This is a genomic window from Candidatus Thiodiazotropha sp. AKAK3 (assembly GCF_058244645.1).
The window spans coordinates 85,029-107,179 of record NZ_JBSYOQ010000062.1; the positions used below are offsets into that span (position 1 = coordinate 85,029).

Here is a 22,151-nt window from a genome sequence, read left to right on the forward strand (position 1 = left end):
TTTTTTATTACTAATAACGTATAAATCGCTGTGCCGGTGATGGCAGATCCTTTATCCGTTTATAAATAATTGGATGGAGTTTTTTCCGCTTTTGCACAATAACCTTTCGATCATAGCTATTGTCAGCAGAAAGGTCGTAAGCGCGCTGTAATGATAAATAAGCTAATATTAAATATGATTCAGCGAGATTATGATGAGTCTTTGCTTGGTTTTGGTCTCGTTGTATCGATAACTGATAAGCATGAATCGCAGACTCTAAGTTGCCTTGTTGTAAGCGTGTATTACCTAGTCTAAACCAGGCATAAAAATCTGTAGGGACTGCTTTTGTTATGGCTAGATAATGTTGTTCGGCTTCAGCCCATCTACCTTGTTCATATGCCTTGTCTGCCATTTCTAAAAGTGTAATGGATTTTGTTTTGGCAGTAGTGCTACATGCACCCAAAGACATAGTTATAATAATTATGATTAATGCATTCTTATACATGATTAAAAACTCATACCTTGCCAATTAAAATGATCATTTACTGCAATACCCTGTGATTTAATAGTGCCGTTATTCAACTCGAGTGTGTAGTATGCGTTTCGTGATGAAGCAGTGCGGAATGGTTTAACGCACTCCTTACATTTTAATACTTTGCCGCTCCTATCTAAAAAAACAATATCGAGAGGATAGTGCATGCCAAAAGTATGAATTGAAGAACAGTTGAATAGTAAAAGGCCTTCCATGCTACCTAAACGTTTACTGGCTAATAATCCTCTTAGGCGTGCAATGAAGCTTTTTGCCAACTTAACTTTGAAATATGGACTACTTTCCTTATTTGAAGTTGGTTGATTTAATTGTATGTTTACTATTTTCATGTTCTATTTAGATTTTTCTAGATATGTTAAAACTTTAACTATTCATTTTCATCAGACGCTTCTGTGCTGATTTCCATCGAGCCATAAGCAGTACCAGCATATACGTTAAGTGTCGCCCTATATCCACCACAAGATGTATTTGTACGAATAATCATCGATTTAGTGCCGTGATACTTTTCAGTTTGTGTATCATATAAAATCGAATCACCAGTACTGCTTACAAGTTCCTGAGGATGATCTACAACGCCATTGCCGTTAAAATCATCATAAAGGTAAAAGACATATTCATTATCAAATTCAACTGGTGATGTGCTATTTGATGGTGACAAATACATTGATATATCAACTTCACCTATTGGGCGTTCATTACTGTCGAGAACAGAGATTTGCACAACTGTGTCCTGATAGACGTCTGTAAAGTAAATACACTGACCAATATCATCGAGATATTCTGTAACCGTCCATGTATATGAAGAGGGTGAAACAGTAATCTGACTATTTGGTGGAATTTGATCATTACTGCTATTACAAGCTGATATTGCTACTGTGATAACAAAAATGGTCATGAGTTGTTTTATATTCATTGAAAGGCGACTTCTCCAATGTGAATTAAAAATTATCCAGGCCAATTAAATGCCCATACAAGAGGCTTAAAAACAGGCCAGGTTAGTACGCCTTTTTGAATGGCGCTGCTGATGATTACGAAAATAATTATTAAAAACGTGTTAGGAAAAATAAACATTACCAGTGGACCAAGTAATTTTACTGGTGCCTCCATCGCCATCTTTTCAGCTTTTTGAAATCTTGCAGTTCTTAGTTGATCAGCTTGTGCTTTAAGAACTGGGCCTAGACTTGAACCTGTTTTCTCTGCTTGTATGATGCTGCTAACAACACTTCGTATACTCTCATTATCGATTCTATCTGACATGTCACGTAAAGCTTCTGCACGAGGTTTACCAGACCGAATATCTCTGATTACGCGACTGAATTCCTGTCTCAGTGGTCCATCTGCTGCTTTAGTGATTGCTTGCTGGAGTCCTCCAGTAAAATTTGTACCTGCTTCAACAGAGAGGATAATAATATCAAGATAGAAGGGGAGGTCTCTAAAGACTCTTTTGTTACGCAGCATTGTTGCCTCACGTAACCATAATTCAGGATAATAAAAGCCGCCAATTAACCCAAGAAATAAAAAAGTCCAGCTATTAGTATCTAACATGAAAAGTATGAGGTAGACAAACATAATGCCAGTAATTGCAGCTACTATTTTTCCACCAAAGAACTGGTCGGGACTTAACATATACTCAAGTCCTGCCTTTCTTAGTCTAAGCAATGTAACAATACGATAGTTTTGTGTGATGAAATGACCAAAATAGTGTACAAAAGCATTTATAACAGGCCAAGTTAACCTAAAGCCTACTGGGGGGCGATCGAGGTATGAACGATCTTCATCTGGTACAGCAGCAAAAAACCTATAGACATTCCAGAATAGAGTCGCTAGGAGAATACCAAAAATGATGCTAATTATGAGTAGATCCATTATGTTGCTGCTTTCTAATTTGGTAGTTTAAATATCAATACTGACGATTTTTCTTATCATCAGTCCGCCAATAATCTCATTGATAAAGATAATACCTAAAAATATCCAGCCAAGGAGATTAGAAAAAATTGGTGCGATATTATCTCGATCAACAAAATAGAGTGCTATTATGATTAAAACAGGTAACATACCGACAACCCAACCTTGAAGAATACCTTGCGAAGTTAGTGCTTTAATTTTACCTTCCATTTCTAGTTTTCGTCTTAAAGCAGATGACAGTCGCTTGAATATTTCAGATAAATTACCACCAACTTCATTAGATATTTGCGTGGCAGTGACAACCAGATCAAGCTCTTCAGCTTGTACTCTCTCGCCTAAATTCTCCATAGCTTCTGCTAATGACATGCCTAACCTTTGTTCACGTATTACCAGAGAAAATTCTTGACTGATTGGGCCTCTTGTTTCTTGTACCATCGTTTCCAAGGCGGATGAGAAAGTCTGTCCTGCACTCATACCACTTGCAATTTGTGTTAAAGCATCAGGTAAAGATTGTATAAACTGGTTTTTTCTCTTTGATTCAAGGCGATATAGTAGAAATTTTGGTAAAAATAGTAGACTTGCAATTGCAATTAATAAGTAGAAAACAGAATCTGTAAGAAGATAAGTGACAACTGGCAGTGCAAGTAGAAGAAGTATATTGAATAAAAAAACTTTTTTGGTATCTACAAATAAGAATAAATTTTCTAATTTACTCTCAGTCCTTTCTGTAAAGGTAGATTGATAACGTTCAAAACCACGCATACTAAAAGACATAAACTGCCAGATTGCGAGGCTTACACTTACAAATACAATAGCGAGTATCAGATAAATATCCATCAGCTGAATTCATCCAGACTATTGCCAAAAATAGAAAGATCTACTTCTATTCCTATAGTTTTCAATTCTTCATAGAATGAAGGGATAAAACCGGTTGATTGAAATTCACCTCTTATTTTTCCGTTTTCGTCAACTCCGTGTTGTTTATATTCAAAAATATCCTGTAATTGTATTGTGCTACCTTCAATACCAGTAACTTCAGTGATTTTTGATATTTTTCTAGAACCACATGAGTAGCGGGTTTGCTGAACGATAATGTGTACTGCTGATGCAACTTGTTCTCGGATTGCTGTAACAGGTAGATCCATACCTGCCATTAAAACCATAACCTCAAGTCGTGAGAGAGCATCTCTTGGTGTATTAGCGTGAGCTGTAGTTAGTGAGCCATCATGGCCTGTATTCATAGCTTGAAGCATATCTAGAGCTTCACCTCCACGACACTCACCGACTACAATTCTATCAGGCCTCATTCGTAAAGTGTTTTTAACTAATTCACGTATAGTAATAGAACCGCGTCCTTCTAAATTAGCAGGCCTTGCCTCTAAAGAGACCAAGTTAGGTTGGTTAAGTTTTAATTCTGCGGCGTCTTCAACAGTTATAATGCGTTCATTTTTTGGGATAAAGTTAGAAAGTACATTTAATAAGGTAGTTTTACCTGAACCTGTGCCACCTGAAACGATTATATTCTTTCTCTGTTCGACACATACTTTTAAAAAGTCAACCATATCTTGACTAACAGATCCGTAATTAACAATATCATCAAATGTTAGTCGTTCTTTTGCGAATTTCCTGATTGTCAGGCTCGGCCCTTTTATGGCAAGTGGTGGAATTATTGCATTAACTCGTGAACCATCTTTGAGGCGAGCGTCAACCATCGGACTACTTTCGTCAATTCTTCGACCAAGAGGGGTAATAATTCTCTCTATTACGGAGAGAACAGCTTGGTCACCACTAAAAGATTCACCACTATTTACTAATTTTCCAGATCGTTCGACAAAAATTTCTTGATGATTGTTAACCATTATTTCTGTGATAGTGTCATCATCTAGAAATGTTTCTAATGGACCTAAACCTACAGCCTCATTGAGTACATCTACACGTAATTTAGAGATATTAATGTCAGACGGAAGATCACTTTTTATTCTGTTTAGAATTTGATCAAGTAGTGCTTCAGCTTCTATTCTTAATTGACCATCAGACATGCTGTGCACATCTTTACGTCTTAAATCCATTTCAGAAATTAATTGGTCATGTATGTTCTTAGTCCAATAAATAATTGCTTCATTCTTTTGGGTGTGCTCTCTAATATCTATATCAGATATGATATCGACTTCTTTTTGTGAGTCAGGTGTTTTAATCGTAGATGAAGTTACACTCTGTATATTTGACTCACGTAACTGCTGTATCTCTACTTTTATACTTACATCACCTATTGTTATTTCGTCATGTTCACTGAGTGGTCCATAATTGATTATGCGCTCACGGTTAACCCATGTGCCTGTCATACTTCCCAGGTCTTCTATATGTACTTGGTTATTTTCTGAATAAATTGCTGCATGCTTTTTGGTAATGTGACGATGTTTCAACACAAGATCACTATGACGTGCACTACCAATAACACAACGATCACCTTTAATTGAATGACGTGCTCTTCGTTTTCTTCCCTGTTGGTATATAATATCAAACATCAATCAATCCAAAATACTAAATTCGAGATGTTCTGTAATCTCTTTAACTGAACGTTCTCTGATAGTAGCCATTCGTTTTGCCTGAGCATCATATGTATCTTCTACATCAACTATTTCAGGTGTTAAAAATACGACCATTTCAGACATTTCATTCTGTAAATCATCTGTGCCAAATAATCCACCAACTAAAGGTATATCTCCCAACCCAGGAACTTTACTGGTTCCTCTTCCTTGTTTTGCTTTTAGTAAGCCTGAAATTACAATAGTTTGACCTGATTGGACATTAACTATAGTTTCAGTTTCATTTTTTAATATTCCAGGAACACCGAGTACTGTAGTTGATTTATCAATCTCACTTACTTCGGCCTTAATTGTTGTATATATTTGATCTTTTGTGTTTGCTTTTGGTGATATATCCATTTTTATACCGTATTGTTTGAATTCAACACTGGTACTACCATTAGTTCCTGTAACAGGTATCGGGTATTCGCCTCCGGATATAAACTTAGCTGAACCACCATTGACACATGTTAAAACAGGTTCAGACAAAACTACTGCATCGCCATCTGAAGCGAGTAAGTTGATTGTTGAGGTCAGTGTAGATGCAATACCAAAATAGGACGAAAAGGGTTTAACAGCTAATGGTAATGTTGCTCCATCAATTGTTGCTTGTGCGGGTCTGTATAATGAGTTTGTGACAAAGTCACCGACAGTTGAAAAGGTTGGTCCACCAAATGCTTGTGACCAATCAATACCTAACTTTGATAGAGCGCTCTTTCTGAATTCAACCATTTTTACCTTAATTCGAATCATACTGTCCATGCGCACTCTTTTCTCAGGATCGTCTTTAGTTACTCTTATATTGTATTCAAAATAACTACCATCCTTATTCCATAATCTTAAAAATGTACTACCAGCGCTTTCCGCGATAATTAAAAGTTCTTTTGTTTTTAGTATTTCGACTTTTAATATATCACCACGTCCAAGAGCTACTCTATCAACGTTGACTCTACCAATGATCTTAATTTCACCGACAAACATATCAATATTTTCAGCTATGACAACATTTGAAAATAGTATTAACAGCATTGCAAAATTGAATGCATAAATTCTTTTTAACACTTGGTATTACCTTCTATACAGGATCGTTTAATTTCTTGTTCCGCCGATTATAAACTCAATGCCTTCTTTTTTTACTATCTGACGCTTTCGTTTTCTTACTTTTGGTTTTGGTTTGTTAAGTAATTGAGCGATAGTCATAGGCGTATCTTTGAAAGATTGTTCGTCCTGTGGTGATTTTAAAATTGCTGTTATTTTGCCGACGCTTTTTGCTAAAGTAATTTTTTCAGCAATTTCAGGAGTTACCTCGACAGTAATCGTACGGAATGCATCTTCAGATAATCTTCCAGTTTTATCTATATGAGTTCTTACGCCAGTAGCAAGAACAAGGAGATTTTGAATAATTGGTAATACCTCGTTGTTATATTCTAGAAGTAAATCAATCTTGTCCTTAGGTTGCAAAAAACCAGAAATAGAATTGATTTTGTCTACAGTAAACGCAAGGGCACGCTTACCTTCTTCAAGTTTTCCAGAAAATGTAGGCATTAATCCACCTTCAAGGTGTGCCCATAACAATGATTTACCTTTGGTTACATCAAAACTAACTCTTTGACCAGCAGCTGTGTTAAAGGTTGATTCTGTAACAACATTATGATGCGCATATTTTTTTGGTATTTCACGTATAGAGAAGTCACTTATTGATACTATTGTACCCCTGGGTATATTTCTATTTGGTACAACAACAGATACCATTTCTTCAGTCTTCTCTAGTTGGCTTTTGTAGTAATTTACTTTGTTTTCAATAAAACCTTTCGCTAGATAGACACCGAAAACACCTACTATCAGTGATAATATCAACATGACAATATTTTTGTTGATGAACTTACTACCAACACGCTTTTGTTGCGTGCCAACTTTACTTACATTGGTGTTCATTAAATTACTCAGTAGTTTGATATATCAATTATGGCAAGGAATAAAGCAAAGACCTGTTACGGTCAAAATCTCTAATTGATTCCATTAACATACTCATCACAGATTGATTATCATTAGATATTGGAGCAAATAGTATAAGGATTAGGATTAATGTAACCAAAACCCACTCAACTGTTACATGTCCAGACTGATTTTTAGAGAAAAAGTATTTGTTAACTGTCTTCATTTAATTGTACAACATTAGAAAAAATTAATGTTTTTCCATTTCTTTCAGAAATAGCAATTTCACATTGCTGATTTTCTTTAGTGAAATGAAGCATGGCGACATTGTTACGTATTTCTCCATTTGTGTAGTACCAACCCTTTTCACTCATGTTTGAACGATAGTAGTTGTTATTCTCATCGATAGAATATTTATTTGTTATCATAAGAGTAGTTGCTATTCGGCCACTATCTTGTGATTCTGTACTCGACAATATCTCACTATCAGTTAGTCGGGGAAATGAGGTTGTGATTTCATTAACCTCTTTTTTTTCAGACATATCACTTACAGAAATAAAGCCTTCTGTTACACCAATCTTTCTAATTCTAGCCTGAACAACAACGCTAGAGTGGCCTTCAATTTTGCTTAAAATACGCCATTCACCCACAACCTTTTCTATGAAATCAGGAACGTTATCCTGGCGAGCACCTATGTCAGACCAACGTTGTTTGTAAAAGTTAAATACTTCGGAAATTGGTTGTTCAACGGAAAATTGTTTCATTTGAAGCGGTAACCCGTTTTGGATCACATCACCAACATATGTAACTTTAGCGTTAGGAGGATCTGCTACATCTGAGATATCAAATGCAGTACATGTAGATACAAGACTTATGTAGACTATAGGAATAGATAAATATTTAGAAATATTAAGTGAATATATCATCTAACTAATCTTCACTGTATCGATCCATTGGCAAGACATTAGCGTTTACATAGCCAAATCCTCCATTACTATCAGATCGTAATCCCCTAATATCTTGGAAAAATGGGATATAACCCACATAAGCTATTGCATTACCTACTTCTTCAAGTGATCCTGCAGGTACAAATGTCCGTGCTCTATCTGCTGCTTGAGATGCATTTCTAGCATTCCAACTGTCAACAAAAATAGTATTAGATTTAATAATACATGACGATATGTTTTCACTTTCTTGATTGTTACAATCAACACCAGAATTTAAATATTTATTACTAGCGATATCTACGGATACGGAAGCTGTGTATAGGCCTTTACCTTCAATATCCCAATCGCCTCCACTAAATGAAGACATGGTTCTTCCAATGGTTTTTATACCGGAAGAAAGAGTTCCAGCAATACTGTCTGGATTTTGATTTGTAATCTGAGGGCGTGTTACACCACCTTGTCCAACCATACGATTAACATCATTGTTCTCGTCATAACCATAGCTAGTCCACATTGGATTCTGATACTCATCACCAGTCAAAGCTTCTCTATTCGTTTTAATAAGTAAGTCAGGCTTGGCAAAAAAGCGATTATTAATTTCTGTCTGTAATTGATCTGGTGTTTTGTATATCGGGCCAGCTATGGTCTGTTCCCATGCCAGATAACGACTTGTTTGTGTCGTAGTATTGTTTATGTCCGATATTTTACCCAGTAAAGGTAGACCGCCGAGTAACGGAACCATTACGGTTGCGAATAGAATGGTTTCAACGCTAGCATTACCATTTTGTTTGAATATATTACTAGTATGTGAATGATTCATAACTAATCCCTTTGAAACATCAAAATGATTTGCTTTTAAATAATCGCTATCTGATTAAATTAAAATTACTTTAATTTGCTCATAGCATTGAAGATAGAGCGTTTTCAACTGCATTTTCCATAGCATTTTCTAAAGACTCTTGCATTTGATCAGTTACTTGATCAACGATTTGATTTTGAAAATCATCAGCTATCGATTGACTTTGTTGACCAGCATAATTATTTAGCATTTGTTGGTAGCTACTAATATTCGTGTTAGATATGCTAGTCATACCTTGAGCCATGCCTTGATTTAGACCAGTTGCTACTTGAGATGTATCTACGTTAATAGATTCAAGTTGAACGATTTCTGAGTTAGTTGAATTCAGTCTGTTCTCTAATTGGGTGCGAAGTGCGTTATCAGTTGTGTTATCTATCTGATCTTCCAGTTCTGCAACTAACTGATATAGTCGCTCTAATTCTTCTGTTTTATCACTGATAAACCTGTCTACACCATCAACAATGCCTGATGCGCCCTGAGTGAGCAGTGCTGTATCACGTAAAGCCCATGCCATGAAACGGCGTTGTACAGGGGTTTTAGTCAAACGAACTTCCCAATATGGACTAAAAAGACTGGCTATCTCATATCGACCTCTTCTATTTGATGGCAAATAGTCATCTGGTGGATGAAAAAATAACTCACCACTTGATATTGCTGCCATACCACCGCTAGCCATTCTGTCTTCGGTTCCAAACACACCTTGACCGAGTCCATTTCCTGATGTGCTATTTGGCGTAGAGGATGAACCTATACCATCAATTTTTGATGCAGTTCTGACTTCATTTTCTGGAAGCTCAACTTGAATGCGTAATGCGAGGCGTGGATCTTTGTTTTCTTGACTTAAATCAGAGAGGTCATAATATGCACGTATACCCTCGTAATCCACATCAAGTTCTTCGTTTTCCGTATCCGCAAGCATTTCACCTCTTCTGTTTTCATTCAAATATCTTGTACAACCTGAGCCGAACCACCACCATCTGCTTTGATTGGCAGTTTCGTCACATTCGAAGTCTCCATTGACATATCTCGAACCCCAGCCTAGCGGAACTTCATCGTGATCCCATCCATCCCAATGTAATACTTTAATATGGAATGAGTATGAATCCTTACCTTTCCACTCCCATTCAAGATTGCTTTCACTGCTATTGTTATTGTTTAGCCAATTGTTTGTGGAAGTAGAGGAATCTTCAGAAACAAGCCTTGATTCACCTTCTTTTTTTAACCAGACTTTCACGACTCCCAGATTGATTCGGCCTCCACTAAAATTTCGATTGCGTGTGAATTCGTCTTTAGAGCGATTAACAACATCTGCTTTTCTTAACAGACTTTCGTCGTCATCATATCTATTCGAAAAGTTATTCCAATCAACTGCATTTTCACCCATGCCTACTAATGCATAAGCTGAGGTTGCGTTGTAGCGATTGTCATTCTTCTGTACAACTTCACTGACGATGCCAGGTGTTGCAGCAAAGCTTGCCAGGTAGACTGCTCTTTGTGATTGAGTCAATACGGCATTAACATTATCAACTACAGGAATAAAAACTTCTGCAATTGTTACCATTACATCATCTAAACCTTCAGTGAACTCTTTAGCAGCACCTGTAATACCGGCAACAATTGGAAACCAGCGACCTATATAATCAATATTTCTTGCAAGAATATATGCGTACTTTGTCCAGGAAGTTAAACTTACCATCTGCCCAATAGATACATGATTCGCGACCATTGCGCGATTTGTATAGGCTTGGAAATTTAATGCGCGAGCTTGCCAGATTAACCCACTGTATGTTGCTGCATCTGCTGTATTCGTTAGACGAGATTTTTCAGATGCAGTTTGTCCTGTGTTGTATAAGACAATCGTAAAGAGGACAGATGATACAAGTAACGCAATTCCCAATGGGAGTGCCTGTCCTTTTTGTTTTCTACGTGTCAATCTGGGCATAATTACTTTCCATTTTGTGGCCTGACTTTACCTCTTATCCATTGGTAAAGTCAGGCCTCCTTATCATAAGCACAAACAGGTAAATAACCTGTTGTAAAAGCTACTCTTTAGTTTGTAGCATCATTAGCATCATAGTTACCCATGCTGTTTGCAGAACCTGCAGCTTGTGTTTTCGCGGTTTCACCGAGTGTTGTTGAGTTAGCACGAGCATCCGCACCACTACCTCCGCCAAGCTCAGATCCTAAACCTGAGATTTGATTTTCAACAATCTGACCGAAATAGCCGAAGGCTCCAATAGCTGCGACAGCAATAACAGCTACAATAATGATGTACTCAGTCATACCTTGACCAAAATGAGAACGACGAGATACTTGCTTTCCAGATTTAACTAACATTTATATAGCTCCTTAGTGTACAGATTACTTTTCCCATCTTGTGCTTATGCACTGATATGGCTCTTCTTAAAAACGTTATAATGTAATTAGATCATCTCTGATCCTTAGTATTCTCACCCTCTAAACTATATTGACAGGCTAATCTTCATAGCTAGGCAACACAGCTCTTCCAGTGATGAATTCTTCCAAAGTAACTTCTCGCCACTTATCCGATGGCTTGAAGTATTGAGGCTCTGGGCTGTTCAGGGAAATATTTACTAGCTCACCTATTTGCCCTTCTTGGCTTTCTTGACGAACAACAAGGCCTAGCAATGTACTGAAATGTTGAATGTAAGTAAGACCTTGTTGATCTGTGCACTTCCAAACGCTTAATTCAGTATTATTTATTTCTCTTGCAGATAATTTTTTTGCCTTACTGTTATTGCAGGGCCTAATAGATAAAATACTTGGCGTTGAAGTGGTGTGTTTAACACTACTGGCTTTTTCATCGGTACCCTTATCTTCAGGTAGTTCGCTATAACAAGCTCTAGTTGTGTTTACCAGCCACCTACGTGATGAGGCGTAATCTTGTATGAAAACCATATGCTGTACACTATCTTCAGCATTCAGGGCTTCAGATCGCATACCATATTCGCTAAGTGTTAGCTTGGTTTTGTGCTTGGTTTGTTCGTTGTGCTTGTTGTATTCAACCAGAACAGCTGAAAAAGACCTCGCGGGTCTTAAATAGCTGTCGTGCTGTTCCAAGGCAACATTGATTTCAGTTGCTTGGCATATGGTTGTATAAACAAATACAGTAAGTGAAACAAGGCACCAATGAAAAATCTTTCTTGAAAGCGTCATCTATCCAATTGTCATCCAGTCCAGTGACTTCCAGTAAGATCCTTCTTGGTTGTTCAATCCTTTGTAAATACCTAATCAAATAACAACTTGATTCAGGTGGTCTGTATTGTCTGCTCAAAAGATGCTCAGTATATTCCGATCCTGACAGATACTTTTGAGTCTTAACGGATACTGCTGTTACTTGAAATTGCATCCTAATATTTACTGTGTTGTTGAGATTTACTACACAGTAATGGTCTAGAATCGCTTTATCACCTGCAACTACCCATGATAGATATATTATTCAGAAGGTATCAGCAGTCGCTATGAACATACCTGAATATTTAGCGTCTAGTTTTTCACTTCATATCCTAAAAAATACAATCTTTAAATTGAACTATGTCATTAACCCGAATACTAACTTTAATGGTTTGTAATTTACAATTGTAAATTTGGGCTAAATTGAACATTTAGAGGAAGATTAGGAAAACTATCTTAGGAGTGAGAACTCAATCACATAAATCAGTGATGTAAATTATTCTTCATATATAAAGAATTATCTCATCTGGCCGAGGCTATGCTTTCTTCGCCAGAATGAGTAATTTTTATATCAACTATGAAATAATATATAAAAAGATTACACGAGAATAGCTAAGGCGTTGATTAAGTACTTGGCATCAAAATTATACATATGTCCCTGCTTCTATTAGTATTTAAGATACGGGTACTTCTAATTCATGCATCTGTTTTTTGGTATATGACGTGTAATCAGGCTATCTAATCTACTCTCTCCCTGCTGAAAATAAACAGTAATAAATTATATTAAATACTCTTTGTTCTAGCTTGTTTTTCTGTTAGGCAAATAACTGATTCCTTGTATCTGTTGGCTCAGCCTGCAAATGGTCTGGCTTGCCAGTCTGGTTGTGATTACTTCTTTCTGGGACTTTGTTTGGAGTAAAAAACATCTGCTGGTTTAGCCTGATTGGGTCTTGCATTGACAAAATAAAAAAACTATCACATGTTGTTGAAATATATAAAAATTAAATATATATAACTTGAATCATGCAAGCTGTTGGTGGTTACAAGTAGGCTAACCGTTTTACTCCGGTAAAAAGCGCAGATGCGGTGACCGAAGCAGCAATAGAACTTTCAACCATAAAAGGCGGTATGAGACGCCATCATAAAATACGCAATAAACATGCCAGAAAACACAAAAGGAGTTGTGGGCGCTACGTTTTTCTTTGCGCGGCCATATCATTCATGACAGAGCCTATTAAATTAAAGCTGCAACGGCTTATTGCATCAATACTTGCCACAGAGTACAGCTTTTTTGGAAAGTAATGAAAAAAGAACGACGCTGGTTGTGATGCAATTCTGCAGCTACCACGATAGACACTGGGCAATGAAGCAACAGAGGAATTGATGCGATAGCGCACGACGGCACAAGCCGCTTAATCGGTATGCGCACCTGAGTAGAATAGATGATATATATTAATAGGGTTACCTATCGATATTCTAATATTTAATATTTAATTCACAAGCTCTAATTCGAAAAATCACCATAGGGCATCCGTCAGTGGTGGTTTTTGCTATACGATTTTGTGTTTGGTTATGAATATCTTTGTTTGCCAATCGATATTGAGTGTTGTTTGATAATCATTTACCCATTTTTTGTACCAAAAAAATGCATAACGATTTGTCTCTGTCGAAGACGTGATCCTGCAGCCAGTTATTAAGAAAGCCCACTATCTCAATACGTGAAATCTTTTGTCCCTCTCGCAGTTGATCGTGCACAGTGACAATCCGATGAGAAAATTTCCGATGCTGGATAATATGATCCTGTGCTTCATCGGGATAGGCTGCCGCATAGCTATAGCGCTGCATCAGCGCTTCTTCGGTTTCAAAATGCATTAGAGCGTAACAGAGTAGATTTTTGATCGCTTGCTCCAATAAAAGGTCGCTGTCATCTACCAACAGTTTTTCATTTATCTCTTGCAGGATTTCTAGAAGGTAGTGGTGTTCATTGTCGATGACATCGATGCCAGTGGTAATCGCCTCCTTCCACTCAATTGCCTGCAATCCCGCTATTTGTGGCATTCTGTCAACTCCTTAGTGAATGCTGTATACCATTGCTCTAATGTGTGTGCAGGCATGGGTTTTCCCAGCCCATTACCCTGGACGATGGGGCAGTCGAGATTTGTCAGGTACTGGGCCTGCTCTAAGGTTTCAACACCTTCAGCGACTACTCGTAGCCCAAAAGCCCGGCCTAGGCTGATTACACCGACGACGATTGCCTCATCATCAGGGTCTTCAAGCATGTCGCGCACAAAAGATTGGTCGATCTTCAGCTCTTGGATACTTAATCGACGCAGGTAGACAAGTGAAGAGTAACCAGTGCCAAAGTCGTCCAGGGAGAAGCTGATTCCCATCGCCACGCACTCTCTGATAACCTGTTCGATAGGTTCAAGCTCCTCTAAGTCGTCAGTTTCTACAATCTCTATCATCAGTTGACTTCTCGGCATCTGCGGCCAGTTCGATGCAATAGCACTGCGCAGATCATCGACAAAGGAGTGGTGCTTGAGGTGGCAAGGGAAGACATTGATGCTGATCGGCAGGGTAATCCCCCGCTCGTGCCAGATTTTTGCTTGACGAACTGCCTGTTTCATCACCCAGCATCCCATGCGGAACGCCAGAACATCGTTTTCGATCAGCGAGAGAAACTCCTTGGGACCTACCAAGCCGAGCACCGGATCGTTCCAACGTAGAAGTGCTTCAACACCGACCACCTGACAGGTTGTATAGTCCACTTTGGGTTGGTAATAGAGCTCAAACTGGCCGCAGTCCAATCCGTGGTCTATTTTTTCCATCAATTCAATCCGTGCAGATATGTGCCGTTCCAGACGTGCGTCAAAGATCTGGTAGCGGTTCTTGCCTAGCTGTTTTGCTGTATACATAGCATGGTCCGCATGGCGTAGCAGGCTATCCGCATCCACATTATCATCCGGGTAGAGGGTTACACCGATACTGGCTGTGACTGATACAGGTTGATTCTCTAACTGCATTGGACTGGATACTTTCATCAGTACGCGGTTCAGAGCCATAGCGCAATTGGATTGACTGCCTATATTGTTCCACAACAGCACGAATTCATCTCCGCCCAAGCGGGCGACGGTATCCTCGGCACGTGATATCGTCTCCAGTCGACGTGCGATTTCAATAAGCATACGATCTCCAGCCTCGTGACCGAACTGGTCGTTGATCGGTTTGAAGCCGTCGAGGTCGAGATAGCAGACGGCAAGATTTTTTGTGTGTCGTTTGGCATGGGCAATAGCCTGTTCCAGGCGATCCCCGAGCAGGCGCCGGTTGGCGACAGAGGTAAGCATGTCATAGTGTGCAATGCGGTCGAGATCTGCCTCGTGTCGTTTGATCATGCTGATATCTGAAAAAGCGCCCACATAGTGCTGTAGTTCTCCATGTTTATCACGCACCGCGACGATGGAAAGCTGCTCTGGAAAGATTTCACCGGATTTACGTTTGTTGTAGAGTTCACCCTGCCACTCGCCATTGCTGTTGATCGATTGCCACATCTCTTCATAGAGTGCTGAGTCATTTTGATTTGCACTGAGAAAGTTGGGGTTTTTGCCCAAAGCTTCATCTCGGCTGTAACCTGTTAGATGACTGAAGGCAGGATTGACATCGATAATACGGTTATTGGCATCACTGATCAGGATTCCCTCCTGACTGGTTGAGAAAACACTGGCGGCCAGCCTCATGTGATCCTCGCTCTGCTTGCGCTGAGTGATGTCAATAGTTGAGATAAATACTTTGGTCAGGCTCTTTTCATAACCGGGACAGACCGAAAATGAGAGGCTGATATCAATGCGTCTCCCTGTCAGGGTCTGTACTGCGCTGTCAAAAACCAGTTCTGTCTGGCCATTTGCAAGGGCGATGAGCTCTCTGCGGAAAGCGTTATAGGATTCGGCAAGGAAGGTCTTCGGCAAGCCTTCTAATAGTTCCTCTTTGCTATTGGCCTCATGGAGTTCAATGACAGCACTATTGATATTGATAATATGTACCATTGCTGCACACTCAGCAATGACTTGAGGATGCTCAATAAGGTAGCTTTCCAGGTCGTCACCGCAGATCTCTTTCAGCTCATCAAGGCGTGATTTGACGGCAGAAAAGTCCTCTTCCCATATCGGTACCGGTGAGTTTTCATAGACTAGGCGAAAGCGTTCTTCGCTCTCACGTAAGTTACGGATTGATAGTCGAGAGTTCAGGGCATCTGAAAGACGGTGGCCTATCTCTTCAAACAAACGTAGCTCTTGATCGTTCCAATTCCGATCATGAGAACATTGTTGCATTACTAATTGCCAAGGCTGGTCAATTATGGGGTAGAGGGCCATGGTCATGATAGAGCGAATATGGAGTCTCTTCCGCATGATATCCGTTATCGGGTATTGTGAATCTGCTCCTAGTTTGATTGGTTGATTCGAGTCAAGTAGTTGAGTCATGGTGCTTGCAACATGCTCACTCATGGGCTGTTTCTGGCCGAGCTGGTAGGTTGCTGGATAGTCGGGCCTGGTACGTTCAATCGGCACAAACCAACTTGGTGCGTCCGGGTTACAGGGATAAACCAGGTGGACGCGATCACATTCGAAGATATCGAGAATCTCATCCAGAGCCATGTTCATAACTTGATCGAAATCTCCCTCTGTTTGCAGTACCCGGTTGACCCGGTCCAGGCTCTGGAGAAAGTTAAGGTGTTCTTGTCGTTGCTGCTCGGCATGTTTTTTTCTGTGATGACATTGGATATGACCAGTACAGTTGCGACTTTGCCGTTTAGATCAAACTCGGGTACAAAGCGTGCGCTTGCCCATTCGATCTCGCCTTGCTGGTTGTGAAAGGCGATCTCATCGGAACACTCCTGTTCGGTTTCGATGACTTTATGGATAACGGCCATATAGGCTTCTGGGTCGAGCAGTGGTGAAGAGACCATGGAGGTCTTGTTGAGCGCTTGATCAAGCGGTACCTTAAACAGCTTTTGAAGTGCTGGATTGATATACAGGCGACGTAGATTCAAATCGTATCGTGAGATTTGATCAGGAGAGTTTTCAATCAGGGTACGGAAGAGTTGCTCACTCGTAGCCAGATGCTGTTCAACTTCGATACGTTCGGTTATGTCAGTCAGCATCGCAACTGAACCATTGAACTGGCCATCTTTGAAGATAGGTGTAGCGGAAATCAGCATCCATACCGACCTTCCATCTTTGTGAATCAAGCGTCGTTCATATACATCAGATTTATTATTTCGTCGTTCGCTCATTTTAAGAGCGTGTTCGATTTTGTCCTCTTCAAACATGAAATCGGTGGCTTTCTGTCCAATCAAATCGTCTGCGGTATAACCCAACATTTGTGCCATATGTTCATTGGCATATGTAGTGACATAGTTATCATCCTGAATCCATACGCCTTCATTTGCGGTATCGATGATTTGACGATATCTAGCTTCGCTCTCCTTGAGGTCATTGTATAAAGAGGCATTTTCCAATGAGATTGCTGCCTGTGCTGCCAGTAGCTCCAGCAGTGCAACTCTATCCGGGGTGAAAGCGCCAATAGACTGGGTGTTTTCCAGGTACAACACACCTGCTGGATTGTTTGGGCTGAGGAGGGGGAGACAAAGCAGAGATCGCTTGCTCTTTTGTTGCAAATAGAGATCATTACTGAACACGCCAGGGAGAGATGTATCGTTGAGAATGACCTGTTGTCTGGCCTGTATGGCGTACGTGACAATGGTTTCAGAACAGCTATTACTATCGATCGGTGCCTGGACTGCTTTAACGTTAATGTTGTTTCCGTCTGCACTAGCCTCCACTTCTACAGTATTGATTTTATCATGCGAAACAATCAAAAGGCCCCTGTCTGCAGTCGAAGTTTCCAACGCATAAGTCGTTAGTGCTTGCATCAGTTTTGGAAGCTCTAATTGTTGTGAAACTTTTTGTATCGTTTTCACAAGTTTTGCTGCATCAAACTGTTGCAATGGCTTCTCTTCTCTGCGTGGGGACTCTTTATTTAATTCAAACCTGTGATCTTCTCCCGATGGAGAGTTCACTATGGTCTGAATTGTAGTGCCACTATTTCGCATTGAATCTAATGATTTCATCAGCGGGTGGCTGGGAGTGACCTCATTCTCACTAATGGTACCGATAATGAGGATGTGGTTGATATCTGGGTCGGTAAGCAGATGCTCGAGTAGATCTAGGGTAGGGGTGTCGATCCATTGTAAATCCACCAGTAACAGTACAAACGGATGGTCAGGAGTGAAAGTAACCTTGAGGAAATTGTGTATTGTTGATGTAAAGCGTTTGAGAGTATCCCGAGGTTTTAGCTCCTGAAGTGGTGGCTGCTCTCCGATGAGTCTCTCGAGATCTGGGGCAAGGTCGTTGATGAGGTGTCCATTCGGCCCAACTGCTTTTAGTATCGCACCTCTCCAGGAATTAAGTTCCTGCTTTCTTTTGCCTAAGATTTTACGAATAACAGATTGAACTATCTGAGTGAGAGCTGCGTAGGGGGTATCGACATTGGACAGGTCAAACTTAGACTCAACGAAATCTGTATCGGGTGCTAGCAATGGCTTGAGCAGTTGACTTACCAGAGCAGGTATGTCGACTTCGATGTATCCCGATAGAAGTATCAGTTTCGGTTTACCATACTCCTTCATTCTATCAAAGACCCCTCTCCTTGATTGAAATAGATGGCTGCAATAATGTAATTAATCAGGATCATAGAGTGAGTTGTAATGGTGCTATGATCAGTCTGTGAGGGTCTTGTCTGAGTAGGCACTTGATAACAGAGAGTTCTATTCTGAAGCTTTGCAGGATAGGGTGGCTGAAGTTCGCGAGCCAGCTTGTGATACAGCTGTTGCAGGTATGTAGAGGTGGTTTGATAGTTGACTGAATCAGTATGGTAATGAAGTGTAAGTACTAAATACAAGAGATAGGATTCCCCCTCGCCAAAAAGAGGTATTTCCGTGTATCCCAGGTTTGCGAGTTGATATAGCTTAGGATGTATACTTGCATTCATCTAGCCTTCTCAACCTGATGATAGCGTAGTCGTCACTATATTATTTTGTGCCAATTAGAGCTGTCAGTTATTGATGCAGTGATAAGATTATTATAGCTCGTAGCTTTAATATAGACGCTTAGGAGTGATTGGGACAACTTAATTTTGTTGTGGTTGCCTGACCAGAAAATATGAGTGAGTGTTCACTGGGCTATTCGAGGATATACACTGCAATAAACGCACCATTTATCTATTGCAGAGAGTTGCAGTAGTGGGTGGTATGTTTGAGTGAGATATTCTAATCGTTGTTTATTTTAAGCTAGATAAGGTTTGTCCGGGTTGTAGATTTTCTCCTGATTATTTTTAAGTAAATTGGTCATCTTGTCTGCTGGTATGGGTTTGCTGAAAAGAAAACCTTGAGCCATTTCGCACCCTTGCTCTCTTAAATGATCCAATTGCGCTTTAGTTTCTACCCCTTCAGCGACCACGGATAATCCCAGGCCATGGGCCATAGCGATCGTGGCATTTACCAGTTCTCTGTCAGCTGGGTCCGTTGTTATGTCGTTGATGAAACTGCGATCGATTTTTAAGGTATCGAATGGATAGCTGCGTAGATAACTTAGGGATGAGTAGCCGGTACCGAAATCATCCATGGTTAGGGTGACGCCTAATTCATTTAACCCTTCCAGGGTGTCATCGATGTAAGTATGACCACTCATCAGTACGCCTTCTGTTAATTCCAGTTCGACGGATTCACTGGGTATCTTGGTTGTGGTTAAGATATCTTTTATCTGATGTAACAAATTTGGATCTCTAAACTGGCGCGGTGATATATTGATGGCAATTTTAAATGGTCTATTGAGAAGTCTCTGCCAGTGCGATGCCATCTTCAGCGCTTCCTGCATTACATACATGCCAATTGAGACTATCTGTCCAGTCTGTTCTGTTATAGGGATAAATTCATCAGGCGTGATGTTGCCTAAAACAGTGCTGTTCCAGCGCAGTAATGTTTCAGCTGCAACTACTTCACAGCTGGAGATATCGAGAATGGGTTGGTAATAGAGCTGGAATTCTCCTCGTTCAAGTGCCCCGTGTAGTTGCTCTTCGAGTTGCAGGCGTCTTGAAACACCAAGATTCATATTGTGATTAAAGAAGTTGAAGGCGTTGCGTCCCTGATCTTTGGATTCATACATGGCAATATCTGCATTGCGCAGAAGTTCTGCAGGGTGATCACCATCGTTTGGATAGATGGCAATGCCGATACTTGCTGTAAGAATCAATTCTCGTCCATCCAGAAGAAATGGTTTTCTGAAGCAATTGAGTAGCTTTTCCGCAACTGGAATCACCTCGCTCTCATTATGTAAGTTACCCAATAAAATGATGAACTCATCTCCACCCAGTCTACTTACGGTATCGTCGATGCGAACTAACTCCTGAAGTCGTTTAGCAGCATTGATAAGTAGCTTATCGCCTATCTCATGACTCATTGAATCATTAATTTTTTTGAAATCATCAAGATCAAGAAACAGTACAGCAGCATGCAGTTGGTTACGTTGAGCCTCTTTGATAATTTGTGAAAGTCTGTCTAGAGTAAGGAAACGGTTTGGTAGTTGTGTAAGACTGTCATAATTTGCCTGGTGAATGATTTTTTCTTCTTGCTGCTTCTGCAGGGTAATATCCTCTTTTACAGCAAGATAGTGGCTGGTCAATCCGGTCTCATCAACCACTGGTGCTATGTAGGCGCGTTCCCAGTATAACTGGCCACTCTTTTTGCGGTTTTGTAGTTCACCCTTCCAGGCATGACCGGATATTATCGATTCCCAGAGTTCTTTGAACAGAGAATCAGGGCTGCTGTCCGACTTTAATATTCTAGGATTCTGACCTATGACCTCCTCCGCACTATAGCCGGTTACTGATTCAAAGGCGCTGTTTACATATTCAATGTTGCCAGCAGTATCAGTCATTACCACCGACACAGGACTTTGTTCGACAGCTTGCAGGAGTGTGCGAATACGTTTCTCAGCATGTTTGCGTTCACTAATATCACTGAAGTTAACAACTGCACCAATAGGATGGCCATCTCTATAAATTGGAATACTGGAATATTCAACAGGAAACGATGTACCATCCTTGCGCCAGAAAACCTCATCATCGATCGTATTCGATGCATTACCATTAAGTACCTTAAGAATTTTACATTCAGATTGATCGTGTGGTGTTCCATCATGTTGAGTGTGATGAATCAACTTATGATTGTTCTGTCCGATTAACTCTTGAGGTAGATACCCTAACATGCGAGAAGCTGAAGGATTGACAAAAGTGGTCAATCCTTTGATGTCTATTCCGAAAATTCCCTCAACAGTGGTATCAAGCAGTAGTTGCAGCTGGTCTTCTGCACGCTTGCGATTCTCTATAACTTTACCGACTCTCGTCAGAGTGATGAGGAGCAGGTAGGCAGCTAAACTCAATGCAATAAGTACTACTGGGATACGCAAGCTATCATGAATGCTTTTAGCATCATGCAGTTGTTGTGTTAATGTTAAGAGTCTGTTTTGACTTTCAAAGAGTATCCGTGCAGCGTTTTCGTGTGTTCGCTGAAGAACGGTATTGATAGTCTTCATCAGATTATCAATCCGAGTTTGCAGGTTTACAGATAGAGCTTCTTCTTGAGCTATTCTCTGCTCGATCAATTGAAACAAAAGTTGTGCCTGTTTATCTAATTCATGTAGGGCAGGACTAAGCTCAAGGACTTCAAGAACATAACCGCCTCTCTCCGGTTTTTTGTAGATGGCTACAAGATTCATATTGTTGCTACCAGGTATGTTGGTTGCAATCTCATCTTTAAAAACACCTCCATTGTGTAATATTGCCAGTCCTTTGTTTATAGTAAGCAGATTAGCATCAAAATGTTTTCTTACTATTTCCAGATCCAGCTTGTTTCGTAACATACTCAGCTTGAAGATATGTGCCTTAGCTGAAAAAAGTCTTTGGTATATTGATAGACCAATATCCTGTCTTGCTTTCTGATTGTCTCGTTGTTGTTCTAATTTGCTTGTTTTTAGTTCTAAACCTGTATGTACAGTCACTAAGGTGATAACGATTATCAGTATCGATAACGCAAGACCAATGATTTGTCGTTGGATTGGGTGTTCAGTTAGTTGCTGCATGGTACT

Annotated in this window: 17 protein-coding genes; all 17 read right to left on the reverse strand. The window is 39.9% G+C overall.

Going from position 1 to position 22,151, the window contains the following annotated elements:
• Window positions 1-10: 10 nt before the first annotated feature.
• The 17 genes from AC4IE7_RS15925 to AC4IE7_RS16005 all read right to left on the reverse strand — a co-directional run bounded on the left by AC4IE7_RS15925 (window position 11) and on the right by AC4IE7_RS16005 (window position 22,145).
• On the reverse strand, window positions 11-484 hold the full coding sequence (locus AC4IE7_RS15925) for a tetratricopeptide repeat protein (RefSeq protein ID WP_490777847.1): 474 nt from the start codon (window positions 482-484) through the stop codon (window positions 11-13).
• Between the two features lie 2 nt (window positions 485-486).
• Window positions 487-858, reverse strand: a complete 372-nt coding sequence (locus tag AC4IE7_RS15930; protein WP_490777848.1) for a DUF192 domain-containing protein — start codon at window positions 856-858, stop codon at window positions 487-489.
• Between the two features lie 38 nt (window positions 859-896).
• On the reverse strand, window positions 897-1,442 hold the full coding sequence (locus AC4IE7_RS15935) for a hypothetical protein (RefSeq protein WP_490777849.1): 546 nt from the start codon (window positions 1,440-1,442) through the stop codon (window positions 897-899).
• Window positions 1,443-1,474: 32 nt separating this feature from the next.
• Window positions 1,475-2,395: a type II secretion system F family protein gene (locus tag AC4IE7_RS15940; RefSeq protein ID WP_490777850.1), complete on the reverse strand. Its 921-nt coding sequence runs from the start codon at window positions 2,393-2,395 to the stop codon at window positions 1,475-1,477.
• A gap of 27 nt (window positions 2,396-2,422) precedes the next feature.
• Complete coding sequence (locus AC4IE7_RS15945) at window positions 2,423-3,271, reverse strand: type II secretion system F family protein (RefSeq protein WP_490777851.1); 849 nt, start codon at window positions 3,269-3,271, stop codon at window positions 2,423-2,425.
• Complete coding sequence (locus tag AC4IE7_RS15950) at window positions 3,271-4,959, reverse strand: TadA family conjugal transfer-associated ATPase (RefSeq protein WP_490777852.1); 1,689 nt, start codon at window positions 4,957-4,959, stop codon at window positions 3,271-3,273. The genes AC4IE7_RS15945 and AC4IE7_RS15950 overlap by 1 nt, the downstream gene beginning before the upstream one ends.
• 3 nt (window positions 4,960-4,962) lie before the next feature.
• Complete coding sequence (locus AC4IE7_RS15955; RefSeq protein WP_490777853.1) at window positions 4,963-6,081, reverse strand: type II and III secretion system protein family protein; 1,119 nt, start codon at window positions 6,079-6,081, stop codon at window positions 4,963-4,965.
• Window positions 6,082-6,108: 27 nt separating this feature from the next.
• Window positions 6,109-6,954, reverse strand: coding sequence for a Flp pilus assembly protein CpaB (cpaB, locus tag AC4IE7_RS15960; protein WP_490777854.1), 846 nt, complete (start codon window positions 6,952-6,954; stop codon window positions 6,109-6,111).
• 212 nt (window positions 6,955-7,166) lie between these two features.
• A complete protein-coding gene (locus AC4IE7_RS15965; protein ID WP_490777855.1) occupies window positions 7,167-7,880 on the reverse strand; it encodes a hypothetical protein in 714 nt (237 codons plus the stop codon).
• 4 nt (window positions 7,881-7,884) lie between these two features.
• Entirely contained in the window at window positions 7,885-8,721 is an 837-nt protein-coding gene (locus AC4IE7_RS15970; protein WP_490777856.1) for a hypothetical protein, read from the reverse strand.
• Between the two features lie 79 nt (window positions 8,722-8,800).
• Window positions 8,801-10,702, reverse strand: a complete 1,902-nt coding sequence (locus AC4IE7_RS15975) for a pilus assembly protein TadG-related protein (protein ID WP_490777857.1) — start codon at window positions 10,700-10,702, stop codon at window positions 8,801-8,803.
• Window positions 10,703-10,809: 107 nt separating this feature from the next.
• The gene (locus AC4IE7_RS15980) at window positions 10,810-11,097 is read right to left on the reverse strand and encodes a pilus assembly protein (RefSeq protein WP_490777858.1); all 288 of its coding nucleotides are present in this window, start codon (window positions 11,095-11,097) and stop codon (window positions 10,810-10,812) included.
• A gap of 138 nt (window positions 11,098-11,235) precedes the next feature.
• Window positions 11,236-11,937: a hypothetical protein gene (locus tag AC4IE7_RS15985; protein ID WP_490777859.1), complete on the reverse strand. Its 702-nt coding sequence runs from the start codon at window positions 11,935-11,937 to the stop codon at window positions 11,236-11,238.
• A gap of 1,635 nt (window positions 11,938-13,572) precedes the next feature.
• Window positions 13,573-14,013 (reverse strand): bacteriohemerythrin, encoded by a 441-nt coding sequence (locus AC4IE7_RS15990; RefSeq protein ID WP_490777860.1) that lies wholly within the window; start codon window positions 14,011-14,013, stop codon window positions 13,573-13,575.
• Window positions 14,001-16,610, reverse strand: a complete 2,610-nt coding sequence (locus AC4IE7_RS15995) for a bifunctional diguanylate cyclase/phosphodiesterase (RefSeq protein WP_490777861.1) — start codon at window positions 16,608-16,610, stop codon at window positions 14,001-14,003. Before AC4IE7_RS15995 ends, AC4IE7_RS15990 begins: the two co-directional genes overlap by 13 nt.
• A complete protein-coding gene (locus AC4IE7_RS16000; protein WP_490777862.1) occupies window positions 16,607-18,637 on the reverse strand; it encodes a PAS domain S-box protein in 2,031 nt (676 codons plus the stop codon). The genes AC4IE7_RS15995 and AC4IE7_RS16000 overlap by 4 nt, the downstream gene beginning before the upstream one ends.
• A 655-nt stretch (window positions 18,638-19,292) precedes the next feature.
• Window positions 19,293-22,145 carry a putative bifunctional diguanylate cyclase/phosphodiesterase gene (locus AC4IE7_RS16005; protein WP_490777863.1) on the reverse strand — a complete coding sequence of 951 codons (2,853 nt, stop codon included), beginning with the start codon at window positions 22,143-22,145 and terminating at the stop codon, window positions 19,293-19,295.
• Between the last annotated feature and the right edge of the window lie 6 nt (window positions 22,146-22,151).

What these genes read in the sequence shown, in the direction of transcription:
- AC4IE7_RS15925 (WP_490777847.1), bottom strand. Translation starts at nt 484, where the DNA reads ATGTATAAGAATGCATTAATCATAATTATTATAACTATGTCTTTGGGT.
- AC4IE7_RS15930 (WP_490777848.1), bottom strand. Translation starts at nt 858, where the DNA reads ATGAAAATAGTAAACATACAATTAAATCAACCAACTTCAAATAAGGAA.
- AC4IE7_RS15935 (WP_490777849.1), bottom strand. Translation starts at nt 1,442, where the DNA reads ATGAATATAAAACAACTCATGACCATTTTTGTTATCACAGTAGCAATA.
- AC4IE7_RS15940 (WP_490777850.1), bottom strand. Translation starts at nt 2,395, where the DNA reads ATGGATCTACTCATAATTAGCATCATTTTTGGTATTCTCCTAGCGACT.
- AC4IE7_RS15945 (WP_490777851.1), bottom strand. Translation starts at nt 3,271, where the DNA reads ATGGATATTTATCTGATACTCGCTATTGTATTTGTAAGTGTAAGCCTC.
- AC4IE7_RS15950 (WP_490777852.1), bottom strand. Translation starts at nt 4,959, where the DNA reads ATGTTTGATATTATATACCAACAGGGAAGAAAACGAAGAGCACGTCAT.
- cpaB (WP_490777854.1), bottom strand. Translation starts at nt 6,954, where the DNA reads ATGAACACCAATGTAAGTAAAGTTGGCACGCAACAAAAGCGTGTTGGT.
- AC4IE7_RS15965 (WP_490777855.1), bottom strand. Translation starts at nt 7,880, where the DNA reads ATGATATATTCACTTAATATTTCTAAATATTTATCTATTCCTATAGTC.
- AC4IE7_RS15970 (WP_490777856.1), bottom strand. Translation starts at nt 8,721, where the DNA reads ATGAATCATTCACATACTAGTAATATATTCAAACAAAATGGTAATGCT.
- AC4IE7_RS15975 (WP_490777857.1), bottom strand. Translation starts at nt 10,702, where the DNA reads ATGCCCAGATTGACACGTAGAAAACAAAAAGGACAGGCACTCCCATTG.
- AC4IE7_RS15980 (WP_490777858.1), bottom strand. Translation starts at nt 11,097, where the DNA reads ATGTTAGTTAAATCTGGAAAGCAAGTATCTCGTCGTTCTCATTTTGGT.
- AC4IE7_RS15985 (WP_490777859.1), bottom strand. Translation starts at nt 11,937, where the DNA reads ATGACGCTTTCAAGAAAGATTTTTCATTGGTGCCTTGTTTCACTTACT.
- AC4IE7_RS15990 (WP_490777860.1), bottom strand. Translation starts at nt 14,013, where the DNA reads ATGCCACAAATAGCGGGATTGCAGGCAATTGAGTGGAAGGAGGCGATT.
- AC4IE7_RS15995 (WP_490777861.1), bottom strand. Translation starts at nt 16,610, where the DNA reads ATGAACATGGCTCTGGATGAGATTCTCGATATCTTCGAATGTGATCGC.
- AC4IE7_RS16000 (WP_490777862.1), bottom strand. Translation starts at nt 18,637, where the DNA reads ATGAAGGAGTATGGTAAACCGAAACTGATACTTCTATCGGGATACATC.
- AC4IE7_RS16005 (WP_490777863.1), bottom strand. Translation starts at nt 22,145, where the DNA reads ATGCAGCAACTAACTGAACACCCAATCCAACGACAAATCATTGGTCTT.